At 74.5% G+C, this 10,473-nt stretch carries 8 protein-coding genes, 2 tRNA genes and 1 pseudogene; 5 read left to right on the top strand and 6 right to left on the bottom strand.

Annotated elements, in window-relative coordinates:
• The 5 genes and pseudogenes from ADK41_RS31215 to ADK41_RS31195 form a co-directional block, all read left to right on the top strand.
• Positions 1-338, top strand: a pseudogene (locus tag ADK41_RS31215) (DNA polymerase III subunit gamma and tau); the annotation flags it as partial.
• Positions 339-437: 99 nt separating this feature from the next.
• Positions 438-1,691, top strand: a complete 1,254-nt coding sequence (gene purD, locus ADK41_RS31210; RefSeq protein ID WP_030820398.1) for a phosphoribosylamine--glycine ligase — start codon at positions 438-440, stop codon at positions 1,689-1,691.
• A 290-nt stretch (positions 1,692-1,981) separates the two neighbouring features.
• Positions 1,982-3,760 (top strand): membrane protein, encoded by a 1,779-nt coding sequence (locus ADK41_RS31205; RefSeq protein ID WP_030820400.1) that lies wholly within the window; start codon positions 1,982-1,984, stop codon positions 3,758-3,760.
• Between the two features lie 233 nt (positions 3,761-3,993).
• Positions 3,994-5,520 (top strand): N,N-dimethylformamidase beta subunit family domain-containing protein, encoded by a 1,527-nt coding sequence (locus ADK41_RS31200; protein WP_030820402.1) that lies wholly within the window; start codon positions 3,994-3,996, stop codon positions 5,518-5,520.
• A gap of 83 nt (positions 5,521-5,603) precedes the next feature.
• On the top strand, positions 5,604-6,503 hold the full coding sequence (locus tag ADK41_RS31195; RefSeq protein ID WP_030820404.1) for a phosphoribosylaminoimidazolesuccinocarboxamide synthase: 900 nt from the start codon (positions 5,604-5,606) through the stop codon (positions 6,501-6,503).
• A 51-nt stretch (positions 6,504-6,554) separates the two neighbouring features.
• On the opposite strand, the gene ADK41_RS31190 is transcribed toward ADK41_RS31195, so the two are convergent.
• The 6 genes from ADK41_RS31190 to ADK41_RS31165 form a co-directional block, all read right to left on the bottom strand.
• Positions 6,555-6,630, bottom strand: a tRNA-Gly gene (locus ADK41_RS31190).
• Positions 6,631-6,652: 22 nt separating this feature from the next.
• Positions 6,653-7,267: a response regulator transcription factor gene (locus ADK41_RS31185; RefSeq protein ID WP_030820406.1), complete on the bottom strand. Its 615-nt coding sequence runs from the start codon at positions 7,265-7,267 to the stop codon at positions 6,653-6,655.
• The gene (locus tag ADK41_RS31180; protein WP_030820408.1) at positions 7,264-8,505 is read right to left on the bottom strand and encodes a sensor histidine kinase; all 1,242 of its coding nucleotides are present in this window, start codon (positions 8,503-8,505) and stop codon (positions 7,264-7,266) included. The genes ADK41_RS31185 and ADK41_RS31180 overlap by 4 nt, the downstream gene beginning before the upstream one ends.
• Before the next feature lie 27 nt (positions 8,506-8,532).
• Positions 8,533-9,309 (bottom strand): ABC transporter permease, encoded by a 777-nt coding sequence (locus ADK41_RS31175; RefSeq protein ID WP_030820409.1) that lies wholly within the window; start codon positions 9,307-9,309, stop codon positions 8,533-8,535.
• Positions 9,306-10,268, bottom strand: a complete 963-nt coding sequence (locus ADK41_RS31170) for an ABC transporter ATP-binding protein (protein ID WP_030820410.1) — start codon at positions 10,266-10,268, stop codon at positions 9,306-9,308. Before ADK41_RS31170 ends, ADK41_RS31175 begins: the two co-directional genes overlap by 4 nt.
• Before the next feature lie 132 nt (positions 10,269-10,400).
• Positions 10,401-10,473, bottom strand: a tRNA-Gly gene (locus tag ADK41_RS31165).

Here is a 10,473-nt window from a genome sequence, read left to right as displayed (position 1 = left end):
GCGGGGGAGGCATGGCGGCGCCGGCCCCGGCCGGGGCGCCCGCCGTCGGCCGCGCCGGCGGCGGGTACGGCGGCCCCGGAGGCGGCCAGCGGCCCTCCGCCCCCCCGCCGAGCGCCCCGGCCGCCGCGCCCGCGCAGCCGGCGGCGAGCGCCCCGGCGGTCTCCACGCCCGCCCCGGCCCCCCGCCCGTCCGCCCCGGAGCCGCCGCCCCCCGTCTCGCCCGAGGACGACGTCCCCGAGGACGACGACCCCGACCTGGACGAGTCCGCCCTCTCCGGACAGGAGCTGCTCGTCCGCGAACTGGGCGCGACGGTCGTCGAGGAGTTCACGAACGACTAGCGACCGGGAGCGGTTGGGAGGAACGTACGAACGGCGTCCTCCCGCTCCTTCGGAAGCCCGCACAAGGCGAACCCGCCGGCTCCCGTTAGGCTGACCCCCGTGAAGGTCCTCGTCATCGGCAGCGGCGCCCGCGAACACGCCCTGTGCCACTCCCTGTCCCTCGACCCCGACGTCACCGCGCTGCACTGCGCCCCCGGCAACGCCGGCATCGCCGAGGTCGCCGAGCTGCACCAGGTCGACGCCCTCGACGGCGCGGCCGTGTCCGCGCTGGCCACCCGGCTCGGCGCCGACCTCGTGGTGGTCGGCCCGGAGGCGCCCCTCGTCGCCGGTGTCGCCGACGCCGTGCGCGACGCGGGCATCCCGGTCTTCGGCCCCTCCAAGGAGGCCGCGCGGCTCGAGGGCTCCAAGGCCTTCGCCAAGGACGTCATGGCGGGGGCCGGCGTGCCCACCGCCCGCAGCTACGTCTGCACCACGCCCGAGGAGGTCGACGCCGCCCTCAGCGCGTTCGGCGCCCCCTACGTCGTCAAGGACGACGGGCTCGCGGCCGGCAAGGGCGTCGTCGTCACCGACGACCTCGAGGCGGCCCGCGCGCACGCCGGCGGGTGCGAGCGGGTGGTCATCGAGGAGTTCCTCGACGGCCCCGAGGTCTCCCTCTTCGCGATCACCGACGGCGAGACGGTCGTACCGCTCCAGCCCGCCCAGGACTTCAAGCGCGCGCTGGACGGCGACGAGGGCCCGAACACCGGCGGCATGGGGGCGTACTCCCCGCTGCCGTGGGCCGACCCCAAGCTGGTCGACGAGGTCGTGGAGACGGTCCTCCAGCCGACGGTGGACGAGATGCGGCGCCGCGGCACCCCGTTCTCCGGACTGCTCTACGCCGGTCTGGCGATCACCTCGCGCGGGGTCCGCGTGATCGAGTTCAACGCCCGCTTCGGCGACCCCGAGACCCAGGTGGTCCTGGCCCGGCTGAAGACCCCGCTGGGCGGTCTGCTGATGGCCGCCGCCACCGGCAACCTCGCCCACCTGGAGCCGACGCGCTGGAGCGACGAGGCCGCGGTCACCGTGGTCGTCGCCTCGCACAACTACCCCGGCGCCCCGCGCACCGGCGACCCGATCACGGGCCTGGACGAGATCGCCGCCCAGGACGCCCCGCACGCGTACGTGCTGCACGCGGGGACGAAACGGGACGGCGACGCGGTCGTCAGCGCGGGCGGGCGCGTGCTGTCCGTCACCGCGACCGGCAAGGACCTCACCGAGGCCCGCGACCGCGCCTACCGCGCGGTGTCCCGCATCGGCCTCGACGGCTCCCAGCACCGCACGGACATCGCGGCGAAGGCGGCGCGGGAGGCGTAGCCGTACGGGCCGGTCCGCTCCCGGCGCCGATGCACCCCGCAGGCCCCGGATCCGTCTCAGGATCCGGGGCCTGACCCTTGCCGTCCGTCCTCCACCTCTCCCCAAAGCCATTCCATCGGGTGAGCGATGCGCCATCCGGCTGACGGCAGCCGGGGCCCCAACTATGGTGCCGCGCAAGCGTTCCGGCACTTGGCCCATCGGCATTGCGATGTCGGTGGCGGGTGCCACAGTGGGGGAGTGGGCAACGCCGGGACAGCATCACGACCGCCGGGAGGGGGAGAGGTCGGGCCATGAGCGGAAGCGGAACGGGAGCGGAGGCGGGCGCGCGGACCGCGCGGTCGCACGCGCTGGCCGTGCTGCGCGTCCGGAGCCGGGCGCTGGCCGTCGCGCTGCTGCCGGCCGCCGGCGCCGTGATCCTGCTCGTCGGCGGGTCCACCGGCCATCTGCCGGGCGGCGGCTGGGACCTCGCCCGCCGGATCCTCACACCGGTCGCGGTGCTGGTCCTGCTCGTCGCCGCCGGTGTCGCCCTGGTCGTCGCGCGGGCCCGGCCCGCCATGAGCCCCACGGTCCCCGTCGCCGAGGACGCGGCCCCGGACCTGTACCGGATGGTGCGCGACCTCGCCGACCGGCTCGGCGTTCCCGCCCCCTCCGCGATAGCGCTCACCCCGGACTGCGACAGCTGGCTGGAGGACCGCACCCACCCGGCCCACGGCCCCCTGTCCGCCGAGGAGCACGGCGGCATGGCCGGTGGGGGGCGGTCCGCCCGGGGCGGGGCCGCCGCGGCGCCCGTGCTGGTGATCGGCTCCCCGTTCCTGTGGTGGATGCGGGTGGGCGAGCTGCGCGCGGTCCTCGCCCCGGTCGTCGCCGGCACGGGACCGTCGGCGCACCCGGACATAGCCGCCGCCCGGCGCTTCGTGCGGGGGCTGGACGCCGCGGTGGCCGTGACCTCGGCGCCCCGCCGGGGACCGGTGGCCCGCGGGGTGCGCGCGGGCGTCGGCCGGGTCGCCCGTCTGCTGTTGCGCGGCTGCCGGGCGCACGCCGTGGAGATGGAGCGCGGGGTCGCCGCGGCGGCGGCCGCGCGTGCGCAGACCGTGGACCACGGGCTGCGGATCGTCGCCCAGGAGCAGGTGGGTCTGGCGTACGCGGGCTGGGACCGGCTGCTCACCCGGGTCGCGCTGCCGGCCTGGCGGATGGGCCGCTGGCCCTCGCGGCTCAACGCGGGGGTGGTGGCGGCGCTGACCGAGCTGTCCCGCCGGGACCGGCTGGCGGAGGGCTTCGCCTCCCGCCTCGGCGAGCGTCCGGCGTGTGACCTGCTGGAAGAGCCCGGCACGGTGGACGAGGCCACGTCGCTCCTCGCCGCCCGCCTCTTCCACGGCGGGCCCGCGGAAACCGGTCCGGAGTGGTCCCCGGTCCACTGGGGCGACTATCCGGAGGAGGTCGTCGACCGCAAGTGGCGCACCGACACCGCCCGCCTGCACCGCGTCCTGGACGCGCTCCACGTCCCCGCCGCCCCCGGCGAGCCCCTCGCCCCCGGCGCCCCCACCCTCTCCCGGGTCCTGACCCACCTGACCACCCGTGAGGAAGCCCACGCGCCCACACCGTCCACGGGCCTCGGCCTGCCGTCGGCTCCCGCCCCCGACGACGAGGACCAGGCCGCGGCCACCCCCCGCAGTGCCGCCCTCGCCGCCCGGCTGAGTGCCGAGCTGGCCCGGGAGGAGGCGGCGGTGGCGTCCTCCGCATCCGGCGTCCGCACGGACGGCGCCCCGGACCCCCTCCCCCTCCGGGACGACCAGGCGCTCCCCCTCTTCCCCCTCCAGCCCCCGCGGGCCGGCCGGGAGCTGCTGGCCGATCACATCGCGGCGATGATCTGCTGCGCGGCGATGGACACCGCGGGCGCCGTCCCCGGACTGGACTGGCTCGACGGGCCCACGCTGCTCCTCGGCGGGGTGCGCGCCGCGGACCTCTCCCCCCGGATCCTGGCCCTCATCGAGGACGGCGACCCGGCGGCCCTCCGGCGGTGGCTGACCCGGCAGGGCATACGCCCCGAGAAGCCCGTACGGCTCGTCTGAACCGACGGCCCGCCCCCGTCCCGGAGCCCTTGGAGCTCACCCTTCCGCTTTCGGTCAATTCAAAACGAACGGTGACGTAGTGCGCGCGCAATGTGGTGTGCTTGGACCGTTCGCGCTCACGGGCAAGAGCGCGCGACATACGACAAGCACATAACTGGCGGCAGGCGCCGGCCGACTGCCGGACAGCACCACGCACCGCACCGCGACCGGGGGCACGAGGGAGGGGAGCGACCATGGGCTCGGAGCAGATCCGCCGCTGGGAGTCGGGAGCACTGGCACACGCCGTGAACGATCCCTTCGGGCAGGGCCCCCTCCCGTGGCTGCGCGGCAGCGAGACGTACGTCGACGACAGCGGCCGGGTCGTCCCCTGGTACGTGGAACCGGAGCCGTACACGGACGCGGAACGGGCCGCCGCCGCCCGCGTCCCGAAACAGGGCGGCCTGAGGATCCCCGGCCCCCGTGCCTCCGATTCCGTCGGACCCCGCGCCGCCGACGACGTGCACCGCCAGATCAAGGGCTTCGCCTCCACCGGCGCGGTCGCCCCCGGTGAGTCCATCGACTTCCACATCACCGTCGATCCGCCCCAGCCGTTCGACGTCGACGTCTACCGCATCGGCCACTACGGCGGCCACGGCGCCACCAAGATCACCTCCAGCCCCCGCCTCTCCGGCATCGTGCAGCCGGCGCCGCTCACCGCCGACCGCACCGTCTCCTGCCACCACTGGTGGCTGTCCTGGCGGCTGCCGGTCCCGTCGTACTGGAGCGTCGGCGCGTACGTCGCCGTCCTCACCACCGCCGACGGCTACCGCTCGCACATCCCGTTCACCGTCCGCGACAACCGCCCGGCCGACCTCCTCCTGGTCCTGCCCGACATCACCTGGCAGGCGTACAACCTCTACCCGGAGGACGGCCGTACCGGCGCGAGCCTCTACCACGCCTGGGACGAGCAGGGCCGGCTGCTCGGCGAGGCGGACGCCGCCACCACCGTCTCCTTCGACCGCCCGTACGCGGGCGCCGGCCTCCCGCTGCACGTCGGCCACGCCTACGACGTCATCCGCTGGGCCGAGCGCTACGGCTACGACCTCGCCTACGCGGACGCCCGCGACCTGCACGCCGGCCGGATCGACCCCACCCGCTACCGGGGCCTGATCTTCCCCGGCCACGACGAGTACTGGTCGGCGCCCATGCGCACCGCCGTGGAACACGCCCGTGAGCACGGCACGTCCCTGGTCTTCCTCTCCGCCAACACCCTGTACTGGCAGGTGGAGCTCGCCCCCTCGCCGTCCGGCCCCGCCCGCCTGCTGACCTGCCGCAAGCGCCGGGGCCCGGGCAGACCCGCGCTGTGGCGGGAGCAGGACCGCGCCGAGCAGCAACTGCTGGGCATCCAGTACGCCGGTCCCGTCCCGGAGCCGCACCCGCTGATCGTCCGCAACGCCGGCCACTGGATGTGGGAGGCGACCGGCGCGCACGAGGGCGACGGCATCGAGGGCCTGGTCGCGGCCGAGGCCGACCGCTACCACCCGCGCACCCCGCTGCCGGAGCACGAGGAGCGCGTGCTGCTCGCCCACTCCCCGTACACCGACCGCCGGGGCGTCCGCCGCCACCAGGAGACGTCCCTCTACCGGGCCCCCTCCGGCGCCTGGGTCTTCGCCTCCGGCACCTTCGCCTGGTCCCCCGCCCTGGACCGCCCGGGCCACACCGACCCCCGCGTCCAGCGCGCCACCGCCAACCTCCTGGACCGCATCTGCAAACGCGACTGACCCGTCCGCCGCCACCCCGCACGCGATCCGACCCGCGCATACGGGAGAATCGAGTCACTTGGACAGAACCACAGGGAGAAACCGTGTCCGGATTCGTCGAAAAGCCCGAGCCGATCCAGGTTCCGGGTCTGGTGCATCTGCACACCGGCAAGGTGCGCGAGCTGTACCGGAACGAGGCGGGCGACCTCGTGATGGTCGCCAGTGACCGCATCTCCGCCTACGACTGGGTGCTGCCGACCGAGATCCCCGACAAGGGCCGGGTCCTCACCCAGCTCTCCCTGTGGTGGTTCGACCAGCTCGCCGACCTGCTCCCGCACCACGTCCTGAGCACCGAGCCGCCGGCCGGCGCCCCCGACGACTGGGCGGGCCGCACCCTGGTCTGCAAGTCCCTGAACATGGTCCCGGTGGAGTGCGTGGCCCGCGGCTACCTCACCGGCTCGGGCCTGGCCGAGTACGACGAGTCCCGCACGGTCTGCGGCCTCGCCCTCCCCGAGGGCCTGGTCGACGGCTCCGAACTGCCCGCCCCGATCTTCACCCCGGCCACCAAGGCCGCCGTCGGCGAGCACGACGAGAACGTCCCCTACGAGGAGGTAGCCCGCCAGGTCGGCGCGGAGACCGCCGCCCAGCTGCGCCAGGCGACCCTCGCCGCCTACTCCCGCGCCCGGGACGTCGCCCGCGACCGGGGGATCATCCTCGCGGACACCAAGTTCGAGTTCGGCTTCGACGGCGAGGCACTGGTCCTCGCGGACGAGGTGCTCACCCCGGACTCCTCCCGCTTCTGGCCGGCCGAGCGGTGGGAGCCGGGCCGCGCGCAGCCGTCGTACGACAAGCAGTTCGTGCGGGACTGGCTGACCTCCGCCGAGTCGGGCTGGGACCGCGGGAGCGAGCAGCCCCCGCCGCCGCTGCCGCAGCACATCGTGGACGCGACCCGCGCCAAGTACGTGGAGGCGTACGAGCGCCTGACCGGCACCACCTGGAGCTGAGCGCCCCGGGCCGCACGACGAGGGCCCCGGTCGATGACCGGGGCCCTGATCTGGAGCGAACGACGAGGTTCGAACTCGCGACCTCAACCTTGGCAAGGTTGCGCTCTACCAACTGAGCTACGTTCGCATGCGCCGTGGCGCGACACCCACTATACCCAACCTCGCTCCCGTGCGAGACGGACCGCCGTATGGCGATTCTCCGCCCCGAGCTTCGAGACGGCCGAGGAGAGGTAGTTCCGCACGGTCCCCTGGGACAGCGCGGCCCGTTCCGCGATCTCCGCCACGGGCGCCCCGTCCGCCGCGAGTTCCAGCACCTCGGCCTCGCGCGCGGTCAGCGGGGAGTCGCCGGCGGCGATCGCGTCGGCGGCCAACTCGGGGTCGACGTAACGGTTTCCCGCGTGCACCGTGCGGATGATCTCCGCGAGCCGCTGGGCGCTGACGGTTTTGGGGACGAACCCCCGCACACCCGCCGCGAGCGCCCGCTTCAGATGCCCGGGCCGCCCGTGGCCGGTCACGATCAGCACCCGGCAGTCGGGCAGCTCCGCCCGCAGGGATGTGGCGACCTTCACACCGTCCGCGCCGGGCATCTGCAGATCCAGGACGGCGACGTCGGGGGCGTGCGCCCGCGCCATCGCCAGCGCCTCCGGCCCGGTGGCCGCCTCGGCGACGACGAGGAGGTCGTCCTCCAGGGACAGCAGGGCGGCCAGCGCCCCGCGGATCAGATGCTCGTCGTCGGCGAGCAGCAGGCGGACGACGTCCGTCACGACGCGACCTCCAGCGCCGGCTCCGCCGTCAGCGGAACCTCCGCGACCAGCCGGAACACACCCTTGCCGACGCCCCTGGCGTCCAGCGTGCCGCCCACCGCCACCAGCCGCTCCCGCAGTCCCGCCAGACCCGAGCCGCCCACGCCGACCGGGCCGGCCGGCCCGGACCGGGCCGCCGCCCCGTCGTTCTGCACCGTCAACACCACGCGCCCCTCAGGCATCCGCACCGACACGGTGCACTTCTTCGCGTCCCCGTGCCGCAGCACGTTGGTGGTCGCCTCCCGCACGACCCAGCCAAGGGCCGACTGCACTTCACTGGGCAGCCCGCCCGTCCCGCCGCTCACCTCGCAGTCGATGCCGGCCGCCCTCAGCACCCCCCGCGCCCCGCTGAGTTCGGCCTCCAGGTCGATCTCCCGGTAGCCGCGCACCACGTCGCGCACCTCCCGCTGGGACTCCTGGGCGATCCGCTGCACCTCGATCATCTGCTCCACCGCCTCGGGCCGCCCGCGCCGCGCCAGCTGGACGGCCAGCTCGCTCTTGAGCGCGATCACGGCGAGGTTCCTCCCCATCACGTCGTGCAGGTCCCGTCCGAACCGCAGCCGCTCCTCGGCCACCGCGAGCCGGGCACGGGTCTCGCGCGCCTCGTCGAGTGCGTAGACGGCGTTGAGCAGCCAGACGGAGAAGACCGCGGTGAAGGCGATGAAACCGGAGCCGGCCAGCACGAGCGCGGCCGTTCCCAGCGCGGTGGGAACGGGCGCGCCCAGCAGCCAGGTCACGAGGGCCGTCCCGGTCCCGAACCCGCCGACGACGGCGAGGACGCGCCGCCGGTCGCGTATCCCGAGCGCGATGACGCCCGTGCCGAAGCAGAGCACGCCCCCGAAGAGCGAGCCGGCGGCGGCGTCGACGCCGTCACCGGACGGCCCGTGCTCCGCGATGCCGAGGGCGGCGACCGCGAGCGCCGCGGTCAGCACGCCGAGCGCCCACAGCAGCCGCAGCGGCTGGGGACGCCGTCCGCGGGTCCAGTCCAGGGCCCGGGAGACGACCACCATGCCCAGCGCGGTGTGCGCCGCGACCAGCAGCGACAGGACGAGCGCGAGCCGTCCTCCCACCCGCCCGAAGGCCGGCAGCCCGATCGCGGCCAGCTCACTGAGGCAGATGAAGTGGAACGACCACCGCGTGTACGTCTCGATCTTCGCCGGTGTGCTCTTGCGCCCCCACCAGCCGCCCGGCCTGCCCATGGCCCGTCTCTCCCGCCCTCGCGTGCGTCAGTGCCTCGGCTCCCAGCGGAACCGCCGCCGTACAGCAAACACCGCCAGCAGGGTCCAGGCCACCGCCGTCGCGAGGGCGCCGAGGGACTCGTAGGCCGACAGGTCGCCGGTCCAGCCGCCGCGCACCAGGGTGACGACCGGGGTCAGGGGCAGCAGTTCGCAGACGGAGGCCACCTGGTCGGGGAGCAGTTCCAGCGGGACGAACATGCCGGAGCCGATCATCGAGATCATCAACAGCGGCATCGGCGTGACCTGCGCGCTCTCGGCGGTCCGGGTGAAGGAAGCGGTGACGGCCGCGAGCGCGGCGCACATCACGAGCCCCGACAGCAGGCCGAGGACGGCCAGATGCGGCGCGGACGGCGCGGACATGTCCAGCAGCACCGCACAGGCCGTGATCAGCACCAGGCACTGCGCCAGCCCGGTGAGCACGGACGGCAGCGCGGACCCGCCGAGGATCTCGGCGTCCCGCAGCTCACCCGTGCGCAGCCGCTTGAGGACGAGTTCCTCGCGGCGGACGACGTAGACGCCGACGAGGGCGGAGTAGACGGCGAACAGCAGGGAGAAGCCGACGGCGGCGGGCAGCACCACGGCGCCGGGGGTCAGTCCCACCTCGGCGAGGTCCATCTCCTCGGCCGCCGACCGCACGCTGAGCGGCAGCACCAGCGGGACGAACAGCGCGGCGACGAGCGTGCCCTTGCTCCGCCCCAGCAGCGTCAGTTCGGCGCGGGCGAGGGAGGTCATCCGGCTCACCGGTGTGGTCGTGGTCGTGCTCATGCCGCGTACTCCTTCGGCGCCGTCGTCCCCGCCGACGCGTCCTTGGCGATCCCGAGGAACGCCTCCTCCAGGGATGCCGACCGCACGTCCAGCCGGCGCAGTTCCACTCCGGCGCCGTGCGCCCACATCAGCAGTCCGGTGGCCGCCCGCTGCAGCTCGCGGGTGCGCAGCCGGACGGTCCGGCCGTCGACCGTGTGGTCGCTCACGCCCAGTTCGGCGAGGGGCGGCAGGTCGCCCAGGAAGTAGCCCTCGGGCAGTTCGAAGGTGATCCGGGACGGCTCGGAGGCGGTCACCTCGGCCGGGGTGCCGGTGGCGGCGATGCTCCCCTCGTGCATGATCGCGAGCCGGTCGGCGAGGTGCTCGGCCTCCTCCAGGTAGTGCGTGGTGAGCAGCACGGTCGTACCGGCGTCGCGCAGCGCGCCCACCAGCTCCCAGGTGTCCCGGCGGCCTTCGGCGTCGAGCCCGGTGGTGGGTTCGTCGAGGAAGAGCACCTCGGGGTCGCCGAGCAGCGCGAGCGCCAGGTCCAGGCGGCGCCGCTGTCCCCCGGAGAGCTGCTTCACCCGGACGCCGGCCTTCGCCTCCAGTCCGACCAGCGCCAGCACCTCCCGTTCGGGGCGGGCCCCGCTGACGCACCCCGCCCACATCCGGGCGGTCTCGGCGACGGTCAACTCGGAGGGGAACCCGCCTTCCTGGAGCATCACGCCGGTGCGGGGCCGTACGGCGGCGCGCTCGGTGTACGGATCGTGGCCGAGCACCCGGACCCGCCCGCCGGCCGGGGCGGCGAGCCCCTCCAGCAGTTCGACGGTGGAGGTCTTGCCGGCGCCGTTGGTGCCCAGCAGGGCGAAGACCTCCCCGCGCCGCACGGAGAAGTCGATCCCGCGGACCGCTTCGAACCCGCCCCCGTAGACACGTCGCAGGCCGGTGACCTCAATCACGTGTTCGTGTTCGTTCGCTTCCATGCTTCGAGCATCCCGGCGGGCGGGACGGCCCGGCAGTGCGGGGTGTCATCGCCGGACATGACAAATGTCAGACGGGGCCTCGGGGAACGCACGACAAAGGCCCCGGTCGATGACCGGGGCCTTTGATCAGAGAGCGGACGACGAGGCTCGAACTCGCGACCTCAACCTTGGCAAGGTTGCGCTCTACCAACTGAGCTACGTCCGC

This window comes from Streptomyces caelestis (assembly GCF_001279005.1).
In the GTDB taxonomy this organism is placed as follows: domain Bacteria; phylum Actinomycetota; class Actinomycetes; order Streptomycetales; family Streptomycetaceae; genus Streptomyces; species Streptomyces heliomycini.
This window is presented reverse-complemented; position numbering and strand designations above follow the sequence as displayed.